At 71.9% G+C, this 16,144-nt stretch carries 9 protein-coding genes and 1 pseudogene; 8 read left to right on the forward strand and 2 right to left on the reverse strand.

Annotated elements, in window-relative coordinates; genetic code table 11:
• On the reverse strand, positions 1-1,987 hold a 1,987-nt coding region (locus tag ACWC09_RS17640; protein WP_450851436.1), incomplete at its 3' end, for an ATP-binding protein.
• 246 nt (positions 1,988-2,233) lie between these two features.
• On the opposite strand from ACWC09_RS17640, the pseudogene ACWC09_RS17645 reads away from it, so the two are divergent.
• From ACWC09_RS17645 to ACWC09_RS17660, 4 genes and pseudogenes are all read left to right on the forward strand, one after another.
• Positions 2,234-5,257: pseudogene (locus ACWC09_RS17645) on the forward strand (FAD-binding and (Fe-S)-binding domain-containing protein); the annotation flags it as partial.
• Between the two features lie 418 nt (positions 5,258-5,675).
• Complete coding sequence (locus ACWC09_RS17650) at positions 5,676-5,807, forward strand: hypothetical protein (RefSeq protein WP_450851437.1); 132 nt, start codon at positions 5,676-5,678, stop codon at positions 5,805-5,807.
• Positions 5,808-5,907: 100 nt separating this feature from the next.
• Positions 5,908-7,995, forward strand: a complete 2,088-nt coding sequence (locus tag ACWC09_RS17655) for an ABC transporter ATP-binding protein (RefSeq protein ID WP_450851438.1) — start codon at positions 5,908-5,910, stop codon at positions 7,993-7,995.
• A gap of 149 nt (positions 7,996-8,144) precedes the next feature.
• A complete protein-coding gene (locus ACWC09_RS17660) occupies positions 8,145-9,086 on the forward strand; it encodes an EamA family transporter (protein WP_450851439.1) in 942 nt (313 codons plus the stop codon).
• A 28-nt stretch (positions 9,087-9,114) separates the two neighbouring features.
• Here ACWC09_RS17660 and ACWC09_RS17665 read toward each other — a convergent pair whose 3' ends face one another.
• Positions 9,115-10,038, reverse strand: a complete 924-nt coding sequence (locus ACWC09_RS17665; RefSeq protein ID WP_450851440.1) for an SMP-30/gluconolactonase/LRE family protein — start codon at positions 10,036-10,038, stop codon at positions 9,115-9,117.
• A gap of 165 nt (positions 10,039-10,203) precedes the next feature.
• Between ACWC09_RS17665 and ACWC09_RS17670 the strand changes: the two genes are divergently transcribed.
• From ACWC09_RS17670 to ACWC09_RS17685, 4 genes are read left to right on the forward strand one after another with little or no spacing between them, the layout of a single operon-like run.
• Positions 10,204-10,998 carry a TIGR03084 family metal-binding protein gene (locus tag ACWC09_RS17670; protein ID WP_450851441.1) on the forward strand — a complete coding sequence of 265 codons (795 nt, stop codon included), beginning with the start codon at positions 10,204-10,206 and terminating at the stop codon, positions 10,996-10,998.
• Positions 10,995-12,686: an acyclic terpene utilization AtuA family protein gene (locus tag ACWC09_RS17675; RefSeq protein WP_450851442.1), complete on the forward strand. Its 1,692-nt coding sequence runs from the start codon at positions 10,995-10,997 to the stop codon at positions 12,684-12,686. Before ACWC09_RS17670 ends, ACWC09_RS17675 begins: the two co-directional genes overlap by 4 nt.
• Complete coding sequence (locus ACWC09_RS17680; protein ID WP_450851443.1) at positions 12,683-14,281, forward strand: acyl-CoA carboxylase subunit beta; 1,599 nt, start codon at positions 12,683-12,685, stop codon at positions 14,279-14,281. The genes ACWC09_RS17675 and ACWC09_RS17680 overlap by 4 nt, the downstream gene beginning before the upstream one ends.
• Before the next feature lie 8 nt (positions 14,282-14,289).
• Positions 14,290-16,143, forward strand: a complete 1,854-nt coding sequence (locus ACWC09_RS17685; protein ID WP_450851444.1) for an ATP-binding protein — start codon at positions 14,290-14,292, stop codon at positions 16,141-16,143.
• Position 16,144: the final 1 nt, after the last annotated feature.

Here is a 16,144-nt window from a genome sequence, read left to right on the forward strand (position 1 = left end):
CGTGCAGGCGGGTGGCGTGCGCTTCCGGTTCGGGCTCGGGGGCGTGCAGGCGGGTGGCGTGCGCTTCCGGTTCGGGCTCGGGGGCGTGCAGGCGGGTGGCGTGCGCTTCCGGTTCGGGCTCGGGGGCGTGCAGGCGGGTGCTGTGCGCGTCGGTGTCGGGCTCGGGGGTACGCACGCGTGTGTCGTGTACGGCGGTGTCCTCGGTCGGCGTCGGTGTGCCCAGGTCCGAGAGGGAGCCGCGGACGGCCCGGCGGAAGCTGCTGAAGCGCGCGGCGCGGGCCAGGGGATCGTCCAGGGAGACGGGGAAGGGACGCGGAGGCTCGGCGTCGGGGAAATCGACGCCACGCGCGCGTGCACGCTCCCGATCGGCCTCGACGGCACGCGCGCGTGCCCGCTCCCGTTCCCGCTCGGCCTCCGCGAGGGCGTGGCCGCGGCGGCGCTTGGGGAGCCCCTCGGGGAGGGAGCCGGTGTCGCGTTCCCGGGAGTGGTGACCGGGGAGGGGGTCCTGGTCGGGGTCGGCGACGGGGGAGTGGTGGGTGTCCGTGGTGCCTTGGTCGGTCTCGGTCTCGGTCTCGCCGTCGCTGTCGGTGTCCGTGCCCTCGCCGGTCCCGGTGCCGGTGTCATGGGCGTCGTAGGACACCGGCGGCTTTCCGTCGTACGACACCTGCGACCCGTTGGCGAGGACCGAACCCGCATCCTCGCCCGACCGCTTGACCGGTGTCTCCCCCGACGGCTTGACCGGCATCTCCGGCAGCGGCAGTCCCTCCGGAGCCCGTGCCGCCCCCTGCTCCGGCACCAGGATGTCCTGGGGCACCAGCATCAGCACCCCGGTCCCGCCCCGCGCGGACGGGCGGTAGGACACCTTCAGGCCGTACTTGCGGGACAGGCGGCCCACGACCGCGAGGCCGAGGCGGGTGCCGGTGAGGCCGCCGAGTCCCTCCGTGTCGCCCGCCACGGCCCTCTCCGCGCGGCGGAGCTGGACGTCACCCATGACCAGGCCGCTGTCCTCGACAGAGACGATGACACCGGCCGGCACCTCCTCGACGTAGACGTGCACCTCGGCGGTCGGCGGCGAGAAGTTGGCCGCGTTGTCGAGGAGTTCGGCGAGGGCGTGCATGACGCCTTCGGCGGCGTGCCCGGCCACGGCAGCCTCGCAGGCGGAGTGCACGCGCACGCGTTGGTAGCCGCTGATCCGGCCCATCGCCCCGCGCATGATCGACTCCATGGCGATGGGGCGGGCCCAACGGCGCCCGGAACGCGCCCCGGTCAGGACCGCGACGGAGTCGGCGAGCCGACCCGCCTGCGCGGTGCGGTGGTCGAGGTGGAGCAGGTCGGCGAGGACGTCCTCGTCGCCGTGCCGTTCCTCCATGGCGCGCAGGTCGGCGAGCATCCCGGTGGCCAGGGCCTGCATCCGGCCGGCGGCGTTGGCGGTGGCCGAGACGGCGGTGGCGCGGTCGTGGTCGGCCCGACGCGCCTGCTCGGCGAGGCGGGCGTTCTCGGCGGTGAGCCGGGCACGCTCCGCGGCCAGTTCGCCGGTCAGCCGGGCACGCTCCGCGGCCGACTCGGCCGTCAGCCGACCCCGCTCCTCCGTGAACCCGGCCGTCAACCGGTGCCGTTCCTGGGCGAGTTCGGCCGCCGACCGGGCCCGCTCACGGGTCAGTTCCTCGGTCAGCCGGACCCGCTCCTGGTCGAACTCCGCGCTCTGCCGGATCCGGTCCTGCAGCAGCCGCCCGGTGTCCGCGGTGACCGCCTCCAGGCGCCGTCGCGCGATCCGGGCCGTCTGGTACGCGTGCGTGGCCACCGCGACGGCCGCGCACAGCAGCAGCGCGCCGGCACCCCCGCCGAGGGCCAGCGGAACCCGCTCCGAGTCCGGTACGCGAGCCACCGCACCGGCCACCGCGAGCACGGCCAGCACGGCGGTGAGCAGCGGGACGGGCGCGAGGGCGCGCAAGGAGGGACGTTCGCCGGGCTGGAGGGGGGCGGTCATGAGTCGGTCCTCGGTAGGGGTCCTCGGTCGTCCTTGTCCGTGCCTGAGCGATCCGTGTCCTGAGCGAGAAGAGACACCTGTTGCTCAACTGGCCGTCACTATATGGGAGTTCGTGATCGTATTGGGAAGGTTCCGCATCCGTTCACAGATTCCGACGGCCGCTTCCGGGGACTCCGGCGGCCGCTTCGCGGGACTGCCGCGGACAGAGGAGTCGTCACTGTCAGTGGTGGGATGCATGCTGGGGGCATGACGGATCTCGAGGCGGAGCTGCGCAGGGCCGTCCGGGGCGAGGTCGGGTTCGACGTCACGTCCCGGGCGTTGGTCACCATGGACGCGTCCAACTACCGACGCGTCCCGCTGGGGGTGGTCGCGCCCAGGGACGCGGACGACGTGGCGGCCGTGCTGGCGGTGTGCCGGGAGCGCGGGGTGCCGGTGGTGGCCCGGGGCGGGGGCACGTCGATCGCGGGGCAGGCGACCGGCACCGGTGTCGTCCTGGACTTCACCCGCCATATGAACCGCCTGGTCTCGCTCGATCCGGACGCCCGCACCGCCGTCGTCCAGCCCGGCCTGGTCCTGGACCGCCTCCAGGAGGCCGCCGACCCGCACGGCCTGCGCTTCGGCCCCGACCCCTCCACCCACAGCCGCTGCACGCTCGGCGGCATGATCGGCAACAACTCCTGCGGCTCCCACTCGGTGGCCTGGGGCACGACGGCGGACAGCGTGCGCGCGCTGGACGTCGTCACCGCGCGCGGCGAGCCGCTGCGGCTCGGACCGGACTGGGCGGGCGCGCCGGAGGGCCTGCGGGCCCTGGTGGAGGGCGAGTTGGCACGCCTGCGCACCGGCTTTCCCGATCTGCCCCGCCGTATCTCCGGCTATGCGCTGGACGCCCTGCTGCCGGAGAAGGGCGCCGATGTCGCCCGTTCGTTCTGCGGCTCCGAGGGCACGCTCGGAGTCCTCACCGAAGCCGTCGTACGACTCGTCGAGGCCCCCCGCGCCCGTGCGCTCGCCGTGCTGGGGTACGCCGACGAGGGCGCCGCCGCGGAGGCCGCGGCCGGTCTGCTCCCGCACCGGCCGCTCACCGTGGAGGGGATGGCGGCGGACCTGGTGCCGTCCGGGGGCACCGGGCTGCCCAGGGGTGGGGCCTGGCTGTTCGTGGAGACGGGCGGTGACGCGGAGGGTGAGGCACGCGCGCGTGCGGAGGCGATCGTGCGGGCCGCCGACGTCCTCGACTCCCTCGTCGTCACCGACCCGGCCGGACAGCGGGCACTGTGGCGCATCCGGGAGGACGCCAGCGGTACGGCGACGCGGATGCCGGACGGCTCCGAGGCCTGGCCCGGCTGGGAGGACTGCGCGGTGCCACCGCAGCGACTCGGACCGTATCTACGGGAGTTCAGGCACCTGCTGACCTCGCACGGGCTGCGCGGCACCCCGTACGGCCACTTCGGCGACGGCTGCATCCACGTCCGCATCGACTTCGACCTGCTCACCGAGCCGGGCATCGCCCGCTTCCGGCGCTTCTCCGAGGAACTCGCCGAACTGGTCGTGGCCCACGGCGGCTCGCTCTCCGGGGAACACGGGGACGGGCAGGCGCGGGCCGAACTGCTCCCGAAGATGTACGGCCCCGAACTCGTCGCCCTCTTCGAGCGGGCGAAGGCCGTCTGGGACCCGGACGACCTCCTCAATCCCGGGATGTTGGTGCGCCCATCCCCCCTGGACTCGAACCTCCGCTTCTCCGTCCTGCCCCGCGAACCGGTCGACGTCGCCTTCGGCTACCCGACCGACGGCGGCGACTTCTCGGCGGCGGTCCGGCGCTGTGTGGGGGTCGCCAAATGCCGTACGACATCCGCCGCCGGCGCATCGGTCATGTGCCCCTCCTTCCGTGCGACCGGCGAGGAGCAGCACTCCACGCGCGGGCGTGCCCGGCTGCTGCACGAGATGCTCGCGGGTGAGGTGGTCACCGACGGCTGGCGGTCCACGGAGGTCCGGGACGCCCTCGACCTGTGCCTGTCCTGCAAGGGGTGCCGCTCCGACTGCCCGGTCGAGGTCGACATGGCCACGTACAAGGCGGAGTTCCTGCACCACCACTACGAGGGACGGCGCCGCCCGGCCGCGCACTACAGCATGGGGTGGCTGCCGATGTGGCTGCGCTGGGTGACCCGCATGCGGGCGGCGGGACTGGTCAACTCCCTTGCTTCCGTGGGCCCGTTGGCCGCGCTCGCCAAGCGGCTGGGCGGGATCGCGCCCGAGCGGGAGCTGCCGCGGGTGGCGGCGGAGACGTTCAGCCGGTGGTGGAGGAGGAGGACGAAGGCGCAGGTGCGGCGGCTGCTGGCCGAGATGAAGGAGGACGGTCGACCGGGCCGCCGTCCGTGGTTCCGCGCCGCGGACGAGGACGACGACGAGGACGAGGCCGTGGAGTCCCTGCCGGAGGGCGGGATCGACGACGACGAGGAGGAGGACGACGAGGACGACGACCTCCCGCCCTTCGTCGCCCTGTGGCCCGACACCTTCACCGAGCACTTCGCACCGGACGTGGGCAAGGCGGCCCTGCGGGTGCTGGAGGCGGCCGGGATGTCGGTGATGGAGACGCCAGGGATGAAGTGGAAGGTGGAGCACTCTCCCGAGGAGGAGACGTGGGGGTACAGCGCGAATCCCCTGACGTCCCGCAGGGTCCGCGTCTGCTGTGGACTGACGTACATCTCCACGGGCCAACTCGACCGCGCCCGCACGGTGCTGCGCCGCACCCTCGACCTGCTGGACCTCTTCCTGGACCCCAGGCTGGGTGATCACGTCCCGGCGTTCGTGGTCCTGGAGCCGAGCTGCGCGGCCGCTCTCCGTACGGACCTGCCCGAGCTGCTGCACGACGACCCGCGGGCGGCCCGCCTCGCCGGGGCGGTCGTGACCTTCGCGGAGGCGCTGGAGAAGTACGCCCCCGACTGGGCACCCCCCACCCTCGACCGCCCGGTGACCGGCCAGACCCACTGCCACCAGCACGCGGTCCTCGGTGACGTCCCCGACCGGCGCCTGCGCGAGGCGGCCGGGCTCACCGGGGAGCTGGCGGGCGGCTGCTGCGGCCTCGCGGGCAACTTCGGCTTCGAGAAAGGGCACTTCGAGGTGTCGGCGAAGTGTGCGGAGGAGCAGCTGCTGCCGGCCGTTCGGGAGGCGCCGGAAGGAGCGGTGGTCCTGGCGGACGGCTTCTCGTGCCGGACACAGCTGGAGCAGCTGGCCGGGGTGCGGGGACGGCATCTGGCGGAGGTACTGGCGGAGGCGCTGGGGGAACCGGGACCCGAGGAAGACCGCCCATGGGCACACCGACCCTGGGCGAAGAGGGCCCTGGGGAACACCGACACCGCCCCCGGGCAGGACGACCATGACCACTGAACCCACTGAACTCGGCCGCGTGGCCGTCCAGGCCGGCGGCTCCTTCGTGACGACCCCCGACCTCCTCCGCATGGCGCGTCGCTGAAACCTCGCGGTTTCATAAGCTGACTCTCAGGTTCATAAGAGAACTCTCAGGTTCGGCGGCCTCGCTCAGGTTTCACATAGGTTTTCACAGCGCTTGTTTGCCATTGGCTCGCCGACTTTGCCGTTCTTTGAGTTCCGGGGCGTGTAGGTTCTTGGTTGTCGGGTTCCGGACGCGGAATTCAGCAAGACCGACATCACAAGTACAGTGCGAACCAAGGAGTCGGAAATGAGCCTCAAGAAGCTGGCCCCGCTGCCCCCGAAGCCCAAGAACAAGCAGCTTCCCCCGCCCCCGCCGAAGCCGAAGAAGAAGCACCCCAAGCCCCCGGTGCCGAAGCCGATCCCCGGTGACGACAACTGAGTGAGCGCTGAAGAGGGCCGACGCCTGCCGTCGGCCCTCTCATTCGTGGGATTCCGGCGTGGAATTCCCGTGAACGGGGAGAGAGCGGAGGGGAATAGTCATGCGTGAAGACGAAGTAAATCCCTCGTCGGGTTATGAGGAAGACGACGAGGATGATGAATTCGAATACGGCACCCCCACCATTCCCGCCCGCACCGCATTCCGCCGTTTCTGGCCGCTGACCAGGGGTCTCAGAAAGTGGCTGGTGCTCGTCTGGGTGTGCACGGTCCTCGCCGCGCTCGCCGAGACCGAGGCCATCCTGGTCTTCAGCGACCTCACGGACAACGCCCTGCAGAAGGGTTCGCTGGCAGCCTTCTGGACCCCGGCCGCGAAGTGGCTGGGCATGGCGGTGGTCGGCGCGATCGTCGCGTACGCCGGCAACTCCCTCGCCGCCTGGGCCACCGAACGCTTCGTGATGAGACTGCGCGAGCATGTCTTCGACCACGTACAGAAGTTGCCCCCGCACTTCTTCCAGAACCACCGCCAGGGCGACCTGCTGTCCCGGCTGACCGGTGACGTCGAGTCGATCGAGACGATGGTCGTGTCGGGCCTGGTCGGCGCGGCCTCCGCCGCCTTCTCCGCCCTCTTCTACGCGGTCGCCGCCTTCTGGCTGCGCTGGGACCTGGCCGCCGCGACCTTCGTCCTGGCCCCCCTCTTCTGGCTGGCGGCCCGCCGCTTCTCGGGCTCCATCAAGGACGTCTCGCGCGAGGGCCGGGTCGCCGACGGCGCCATCACCTCCGTGGTCGAGGAATCCCTCTCCAACATCGTCCTCACCCAGGCCTACGACCGCCGGGACGCCGAACGCCGGCGCCTGAGCGAGGAGGCGAACGCCTGGTTCCGCGCCTCGGTCCGCTCCACCCGCCTCAACGAGGCCTACGAGCAGCTCGTGGCCGTCATCGAGACGGTCTGTGTGCTCGCGGTGATCGGCATCGGCGCCTGGGAGATCTCGACGGGCCGGATGACCCTCGGCCAGCTCCTCGCCTTCGCCGCCTTCCTCGGCTACCTCTACCCGCCGGTCCGCGGCCTCGCCCAACTCGGGCTGACGGTCACCGCGGCGACCGCCGGAGCCGAGCGCCTGATCGAGATCCTCGACGTACGCCCGTCGGTCGACGACCCCCGCCACGGCGGCACCGAGATCGGCCGCCCCGACGGCACGGTCGAGGTCCGTGACGCCACCTTCACCTACCCCGGCGCCGACACCCTCGCCCTCCAGGGCCTGTCCTTCACGGTCGACCCCGGCGAACTCGTGATCGTCACGGGCCCGAGCGGCGCGGGCAAGTCGACGGTCTCGAAGCTGCTGCTGAGGTTCTACGACCCGGACGCGGGAGAGGTGTTGCTGGACGGCGTACCGGTCCGCGACCTCCCCCTCGCCCGCCTGCGCGAATACATCACCCTGCTCCCCCAGGAGACCCTCGTCCTGCACGACACCGTCCGCGCCAACATCGCCTGCGGCCGCCCCGGCGCCAGCGAACAGGCGATCGAGGACGCGGCGAGGGCGGCCGACGCGCACGAGTTCATCCTGCGGCTCCCCGAGGGCTACGACACCAAGGTCGACCCCAACTCGGCCCGCCTGTCCGGCGGTCAGCTCCAGCGCCTCGCCATCGCCCGTGCGATCCTGCGCGACGCACCGGTCCTGGTCCTCGACGAACCGACGACGGGCCTGGACGCGATGGCCGCCCGCCGGGTCGTGAAACCCCTCCGCCGTCTGATGGCCGGCCGTACGACCATCATGATCACCCACGACCTCAACCTCGCCCCCGACGCCGACCGCATCCTGGTCGTCGACCGCGGCCGGATCGTCGAGACCGGCCGCCACGAGGAACTGCTGGCTCGCGGCGGGGCGTACGCGCGCCTCCACCGCTCGCAGAACAACGCGGTGATGGACACGGGCGAGCTGCGGATGCCGCTGTTCGTGGAAGTGGAGAGGGAGCAGCCGGTCGCGGCTCAGGCGCAGACGGTCTACATGTACGAGGGCTACGGGACGGCGACGGCCTGGCAGGCACAGCCGCAGCAGACGTACGACCCCTACGCCGCCCAGTCCTACGGCTACCAGGAACCGGCGTTCACGACCCCCGAGCCCTCCTACGTCACGTCCCTCCCCGACGGCCGCCCCCTCTTCCGCGACGAGGAGCCCTGGCCGGGCATCTGACGCCCGAGTCCAGCACCCCGAGTCCAGCACCCCGAGTCCGCGATTCAGGACAGCCGCAAAACGGGTTCACACGCCTGACCGAGTCCATTACTCTGAACTTGGCAGTGCATCACGATGAACGAACCCCGAGCCGAGCCCCTGGACCGCCCGTGACCACCCCCAGTACCACCTCGTCAGTGGCGCCGTCCGCCACCGCCGCCGGCAACGCGACCCCGCACCACCGGGGCTCTCTCGGCCCGGTCGGTCTGGTGCTGGCGGGCGGCATCTCGGTGCAGTTCGGCGCGGCACTGGCGGTGAGCCTGATGCCGAGGGCCGGCGCGCTGGGCGTCGTCACCCTCCGCCTCCTGGCGTCGGCCGTGGTGCTGTTGCTGGTCTGCCGCCCCCGTCTGCGCGGCCACTCCCGCACCGACTGGGGCACGGTGATCGCCTTCGGCGCCACCATGGGCGCGATGAACGGCCTCTTCTACCAGGCGGTCGACCGCATCCCCCTGGGTGCGGCGGTCACCCTGGAAGTCCTCGGCCCCCTCACCCTCTCGGTCCTCGCCTCCCGCCGCGCGATCAACCTCGTCTGGGCCGGACTGGCCCTCACCGGCGTCTTCCTCCTGGGCGGCGGCGGCTTCGCCGCCCTCGACCTCGTCGGAGTGGCCTTCGCACTGGCGGCGGGGGCGATGTGGGCGACGTACATCGTGTTCAGCGCGCGTACGGGGCGACGGTTCCCACAGGCGGACGGGCTGGCGCTGGCGATGGCGGTCGGCGCGCTGCTGATGCTGCCGCTCGGCGTCGCCGAATCGGGGGCGAAGCTGACCGACCCCGTGACGATCGCGCTGGGCTCGGCGGTGGCGATCATGTCGTCGGTGCTGCCGTACACGCTCGAACTCCTGGCCCTGCGCCGCCTCCCCGCCTCCACCTTCGCGATCCTGATGAGCCTGGAGCCGGCCCTCGCGGCGACGGCCGGCTTCCTGATCCTGGGCCAGGCGCTGTCCCTGATGCAGGCCGCGGCGATCGCGCTGGTCATCGGCGCGAGCATGGGGGCGGTGCGGACGCAGGTGGGCCGGGCGAAGGCGAAGGGCACCGACCTCGCGTCATCCTGAATCGCCCTGACTGCCCTGACGACCCCGATCAGGATGGTCGGGCCGAGATGCGGGGCACTCCCGTCACGGACATCAGCAGCGAGTACAGCGTGGTGCCGGCGGTGATGAACAGGCGGTTGTTCTTCGGCCCGCCGAAGGTGATGTTGGAGGCCCGGTCGGGTACGCGGAGGCGGCCGATGAGGGTGCCGTCGGGGTCGTAGCAGTGGACGCCGTCGTCGAGGGCGGCGACCCACAGGCGGCCCGCGTCGTCCAGGCGGATGTTGTCGAAGTGGACGCCGGCGGGCGCCTCGGCGGCGACCTTGCGGCCGGTGAGCGCGCCGTCGGCGTGGACGTCGAAGGCGAGGACACGGGCGGCGCGGGTGTCGGAGACGTACAGCCGCTTCTCGTCCGGGGACAGGATCACGCCGTTGGGCCCGTCGAGGCCGTCGGCGGCGAGATGCACCTCGCCGGTCGCCGGGTCGATGCGGTAGAGGTTGCAGGCGCCGATCTCGGACTCGGCGCGGTGGCCCTCGTAGTCGCTGATGATCCCGAAGTCCGGGTCGGAGAACCAGACGGTGCCGTCGGAGCGTACGACGCTGTCGTTCGGGCTGTTGAGCCGCTTGCCCTGGAAGCGCTCGGCCAGGACCGTCACCGTGCCGTCGTGCTCGGTGCGGGTGACCCGGCGGTTGCCCTGCTCACAGCTGACCAGGCGGCCCTGCGGGTCGAGCGTGTTGCCGTTGCTGTTCCCGGCCGGTTCACGGAAGACGCCGACGGCGCCGGTGGTCTCGTCCCAGCGCAGGATCCGATCATTCGGAATGTCGCTCCAGACCACCTGCCGCCAGGCCGGCACATACACCGGCCCCTCGGCCCACCGGCACCCGCTGTACAGCACCTCCAACCTCTGATCGCCGCTCGTGCAGCGTCCGGTACGGAAGCGGTCGTCCAGGATCTCGTACAGGGTGTCGGCGGACATGGGGTCCTCTCGCATCCATGAAGCACTGCTGATCACCACCTTGTTCGACGTACGCCGAGCGGGGCAAGCCATGGAGACCCAGTCGGAGCTGACGAACGCACCCTCGCGTCACAAATTAATGCAAGCACGCTTGCTTGTTTCTGCACCACCTGCCATGCTCGCCCCATGGCTGACCCGACGCCCGTCATCGACGACCTGCGTGCGGAGAGCGAGGAACTCGACCTGCTCGTGGCCGAGTTGAGCCCGGAGCGGTGGGCGCTCGCCACCCCCGCGTCCGGCTGGACCGTCGCTCACCAGATCGCGCACCTCGCCTGGACCGACCACTCCTCCCTGCTGGCGGTGACCGACACGGACGCCTTCTCCCGCCAGCTGGAGAAGGCGTTGGCCCAGCCCGGGGACTTCGTGGACAACGGTGCGGAGGAGGGGGCCGCCAAGCCGCCGGACCAGCTGCTCGCGGACTGGCGGGCCGGCCGCGACGCACTGGCGGAGGCCCTCCGCGCCGCACCCCCCGGCGCCCGTTTCCCCTGGTACGGCCCGCCGATGTCGACCGCCTCCATGGCCACCGCCCGCCTCATGGAGACCTGGGCCCACGGCCTGGACGTGGCGGACGCGCTGGGCGTGACCCGCACCCCCACCGACCGGCTGAGCCACATCGCCCGACTCGGCGTCCGCACCCGGGACTTCGCCTTCGGGGTGAACGGACTGACCCCGCCGTTCGAGGAGTTCCGCATCGAACTCACCGCTCCCTCCGGCGAGATGTGGATCTACGGCCCCGAGGACGCCGACGAGCGCGTCACCGGCCCCGCCCTCGACTTCTGCCTCCTCGTCACCCAGCGCGCCCACCGCGACGACCTCGCTCTGCGCGCCGAAGGGGAGAACGCCGACCGCTGGCTCGACATCGCCCAGGCCTTCGCGGGCCCGTCCGGCGGCGGGCGCCCGCCGAAGGGAGGCACCTCATGACGCCACCCCTCCGCATCGGCAACGCCTCCGGCTTCTACGGCGACCGCTTCGACGCCATGCGCGAGATGCTCACCGGCGGCGAACTGGACGTCCTCACCGGCGACTACCTCGCCGAACTGACCATGTTGATCCTGGGAAGGGACCGGCTGAAGGACCCTGGCGCCGGGTATGCCCGCACCTTCCTCCGCCAGTTGGAGGAGTGCCTCGGGCTGGCCCATGAGCGCGGGGTCAAGGTCGTCACCAACGCCGGCGGACTCAACCCGGCCGGACTCGCCGACGCCGTACGGCGGTTGGCGGACCGCCTCGGCCTCCCCGTCCGCGTCGCCCACGTCGAGGGCGACGACCTCAAGGCCCGCTGTCCGGACAGCCTCGCCGCCCATGCCTACCTCGGCGGCTTCGGGATCGCCGAGTGCCTGCGGGCCGGCGCGGACGTGGTCGTCACCGGGCGCGTGACGGACGCGGCGCTGGTCACCGGGCCCGCCGCCGCCCACTTCGGCTGGCAGCCGGGGGAGTACGACCGCCTCGCGGGTGCCGTCGTCGCCGGACATGTCCTGGAGTGCGGGACGCAGGCCACCGGGGGCAACTACGCCTTCTTCACCGAGGGTTCGCGTGAGGTGCGGCGGCCCGGCTTTCCCCTCGCCGAGCTCCACGAGGACGGCAGCTGCGTCATCACCAAACACCCCGGCACCGGCGGCTTCGTCGACGTCGGCACGGTGACCGCGCAGTTGTTGTACGAGACAGGCGGCGCCCGGTACGCCGGCCCCGACGTCACCGCCCGCCTCGACACCGTCCGCCTCACCCAGGACGGCCCCGACCGCGTCCGTATCGACGGCGTACGCGGCGAGGCCCCGCCCCCCACCCTCAAGGTCGGCCTCAACCGCCTCGGCGGCTTCCGCAACGAGGTCGCCTTCGTCCTCACCGGCCTCGACATCGAGGCCAAGGCGGCGCTGGTGCGGGACCAGATGGAAGACGCCTTTGGGCAGGCCAAGTCACGCCCTGCGGAGGTCCGTTGGGACCTCGTCCGCACCGATCGGGCCGACGCCCCGACCGAGGAGACGGCGAGCGCGCTGCTGCGGCTCGTCGTACGGGACGCGGACGAGCGGGTCGTCGGGCGGGCGCTGAGCGGGGCCGCCGTGGAACTGGCGTTGGCCAGCTACCCCGGCTTCCATGTGCTCGCGCCACCTGGAAAGGGCTCGCCCTATGGGGTCTTCGAGGATGTGTACGTCCCCCATGGCGCCGTCGACCACAGGGCCGTCCTCCATGACGGGCGCCCGGTCCCCGTGCCGCAGGCCCACGACACGCTCGTACTCGACGATCTTCCGGAGCCGTCACTCCCCGAGCCGCTACCGGCCGGGCCCACCCGTCGCGGCCCCCTCGGCCTCCTCGCCGGCGCCCGCAGTGGCGACAAGGGCGGGAACGCCAACATCGGCGTCTGGGCGCGGACGGACGAGGCCTGGCGCTGGCTGGCGCACGCCCTCACCGTCGCCCGGCTGCGCGAACTCCTTCCGGAGACGGCCGACCTGACCGTCACCCGGCACGCCCTGCCGAACCTCCGGGCCCTGAACTTCGTGGTGCAGGGCCTCCTCGGCGAGGGCGTCGCCGCCCAGCACCGTTTCGATCCGCAGGCCAAGGCCCTCGGCGAATGGCTGCGCTCCCGCCACCTGGACATCCCGGAGGCCCTGCTGTGACCGTCATCAACTCCGCTCTGGACACGGCCGGTTCGGACTACCGGGCCAACCGCGAGGCCATGCTCGGCAAGCTGGACCAGTTGACCGCCGAGCACGCCAAGGCGCTCGCGGGCGGCGGCGAGAAGTACGTCGAACGGCACCGCAAGCGCGGCAAGTTGCTCGCCCGGGAACGCATCGAGCTGCTCCTCGACCCGGACACACCGTTCCTGGAGCTGTCGCCGCTGGCCGCCTGGGGCAGCGACTACACGGTCGGCGCCTCCCTCGTCACCGGCATCGGGGTCGTCGAGGGCGTGGAGTGCCTGATCACCGCCAATGATCCGACGGTGCGTGGCGGCGCCAGCAACCCGTGGTCGCTGAAGAAGGCCCTGCGCGCCAACGACATCGCGCTCGCCAACCGCCTGCCCTGCATCAGCCTGGTGGAGTCGGGCGGCGCGGATCTGCCGTCCCAGAAGGAGATCTTCATCCCCGGGGGCGCCATCTTCCGTGACATCACGCGGCTCTCCGCCGCCGGGATTCCGACCGTCGCCGTCGTTTTCGGCAACTCGACGGCCGGGGGTGCCTACATCCCCGGCATGTCCGACCACGTGATCATGGTCAAGGAGCGCGCGAAGGTGTTCCTCGGCGGTCCGCCCCTGGTGAAGATGGCGACCGGCGAGGAGAGCGACGACGAGTCCCTGGGCGGCGCGGAGATGCACGCGCGCGTGTCGGGACTCGCGGACTACTTCGCCGTGGACGAGCGGGACGCGCTGCGGCAGGCGCGCCGCGTGGTCGCCCGCCTCAACCACCGCAAGGCGTACGGCGATCCGGGACGCGCCGAGCCGCCCAAGTACGCGGCCGAAGAGCTCCTTGGCATCGTCCCCGGCGATCTGAAGGTGCCGTTCGACCCGCGCGAGGTCGTGGCCCGGATCGTCGACGGCTCCGACTTCGACGAGTTCAAGCCCCTCTACGGGACGAGCCTGACGACCGGCTGGGCCACCCTCCACGGCTATCCGATCGGCGTGCTGGCGAACGCCCAGGGAGTCCTGTTCTCCGAGGAGTCCCAAAAGGCGGCACAGTTCATCCAGTTGGCGAACCAGCGGGACATCCCGCTCCTGTTCCTCCACAACACGACCGGCTACATGGTCGGCAAGGAGTACGAGCAGGGCGGGATCATCAAGCACGGCGCGATGATGATCAACGCGGTGAGCAACAGCCGCGTCCCGCACCTGTCCGTCCTGATGGGCGCCTCCTACGGCGCCGGGCACTACGGCATGTGCGGTCGCGCCTACGACCCCCGCTTCCTCTTCGCCTGGCCCAGCGCCAAGTCGGCCGTCATGGGCCCCCAGCAGCTCGCCGGCGTGCTGTCGATCGTCGCCCGGCAGTCGGCGGCCGCGAAGGGGCGGCCGTACGACGAGGACGCGGACGCCGCCCTGCGCGCCATGGTGGAGCAGCAGATCGAGTCCGAGTCGCTGCCGCTGTTCCTGTCCGGGCGGCTCTACGACGACGGCGTCATCGACCCGCGCGACACCCGTACGGTCCTCGGCCTGTGTCTGTCGGCCATCCACACGGCGCCGTACGAGGGTGCGCGCGGCGGCTTCGGCGTCTTCCGGATGTGAGGGATCCAGTGATTGCTTCTGTCCTCGTGGCCAACCGGGGCGAGATCGCCTGCCGGATCTTCCGGACCTGCCGTGAGGCGGGAATCCGGACGGTCGCGGTGTATTCGGACGCCGACCAGCACGCGCTCCACGCGCGCGTGGCCGACACGGCGGTACGGCTGCCGGGCGAGGCGCCCGCCGAGACGTACCTGCGCGGCGACCTGATCGTGAAGGCCGCCGTCGCCGCCGGCGCGGACGCCGTGCACCCCGGTTACGGCTTCCTCTCCGAGAACGCCGACTTCGCCCGTGCGGTCGTCGACGCGGGGCTGACCTGGATCGGTCCGCCCCCGAAGGCGATCGAGGCGATGGCGTCCAAGACGCGCGCCAAGGAGCTGATGGGGCTCGCGCCCCTCGCCGAGGTGACCGAGTCCGACCTTCCGGTGCTGGTGAAGGCGGCCGCGGGCGGCGGGGGGCGCGGGATGAGGATCGTGCGCCGCCTTGAGGAGCTGAGCGCCGCACTGGAGGCCGCGCGCGCCGAGGCCGCGAGCGCCTTCGGGGACGGGGAGGTGTTCGTCGAGCCGTACGTGGAGGGCGGCCGCCATGTGGAGGTGCAGGTCCTGGCGGACGCGCACGGCACGGTCTGGGCGCTGGGCACCCGCGACTGCTCGCTCCAGCGCCGCCACCAGAAGGTGATCGAGGAGGCACCCGCGCCAGGCCTCTCGGAGGGGCTCAGGGCAGAACTCCACGAGCTGGCCGTACGCGCCGCGCGCGCCGTGGACTACGTGGGCGCCGGCACGGTGGAGTTCCTGGTGGCGGGCGAAAGGGCGCACTTCCTGGAGATGAACACCCGCCTCCAGGTCGAACACCCGGTGACGGAAGCGGTGTTCGACATCGACCTGGTGGCCCTGCAGATCCGCGTCGCCGAGGGGGAGGCGCTGGAGAACGACCCTCCACGCGCGCGTGGCCACGCCGTGGAGGCCCGCCTCTACGCCGAGGACCCGGCGACCGACTGGACCCCCCAGACGGGCACCCTGCACCGCCTCACGGTCCCGGAGGGCATCCGCCTCGACACCGGCTTTGAGTCCGGCGACCCGATCGGCGTCCACTACGACCCGATGCTCGCGAAGGCGATCGCACACGCCCCCACGCGCGCGGAGGCGCTGCGCAAGCTGGCGGGCGCCCTGGAACGAGCGACGATCCACGGCCCGACGACCAACCGCGACCTCCTCGTCCGCTCCCTCCGCCACGAGGAGTTCACCAACGCCCGCATGGACACGGGCTTCTACGACCGCCACCTGGCCGCCCTGACCGAGCCGGCCCCGGACCCGCACGCCCCCCTGGCCGCCGCCCTCTCCGAGGCCCTGGCCGCCTCCCGCTTCGGCGGTTTCCGCAACCTGCCCTCCCAGCCGCAGACCAAGCGGTACGCGAGGGCGGGCGAGGAACACGAGGTTCGGTATGGGCATGGGCGCGGGGGCCTGGAGGCCGACGGAGTACGTGTCGTACAGGCCGGCCCCGATCTCGTCGTACTCGAAGTGGACGGCGTGCAGCGGAAGTTCGAGGTGGCACGGTACGGCGACCAGGTGTACGTGGGATCGACCGCCCTCACGGCCCTGCCCCGTTTCCCGGACCCGACGGCCCAGCATGCCCCCGGCTCCCTCCTGGCCCCCATGCCGGGAACGGTCGTCAAGGTGGCCGACGGCTTGACCGCAGGAGCCGCCGTACGGGCCGGAGAGCCCCTCCTGTGGCTGGAGGCGATGAAGATGCAGCACAAGATCTCAGCACCCGTCACAGGCACGCTGACGGCCCTGCACGCCGTACTCGGTGGTCAAGTCCAGGTGGGTGCTCTGCTCGCCGTGGTCGAGGTTTCTCAGGAGGATCAGTGAG

The sequence above is a fragment of the Streptomyces sp. NPDC001617 genome, assembly GCF_053596855.1.

Coding starts and splice junctions, on each gene's coding strand:
- ACWC09_RS17650 (WP_450851437.1), top strand. CDS start 5,676: ATGAGCCTCAAGAAGCTGGCCCCGCTGCCCCCGAAGCCCAAGAACAAG.
- ACWC09_RS17655 (WP_450851438.1), top strand. CDS start 5,908: ATGCGTGAAGACGAAGTAAATCCCTCGTCGGGTTATGAGGAAGACGAC.
- ACWC09_RS17665 (WP_450851440.1), bottom strand. CDS start 10,038: ATGTCCGCCGACACCCTGTACGAGATCCTGGACGACCGCTTCCGTACC.
- ACWC09_RS17670 (WP_450851441.1), top strand. CDS start 10,204: ATGGCTGACCCGACGCCCGTCATCGACGACCTGCGTGCGGAGAGCGAG.
- ACWC09_RS17675 (WP_450851442.1), top strand. CDS start 10,995: ATGACGCCACCCCTCCGCATCGGCAACGCCTCCGGCTTCTACGGCGAC.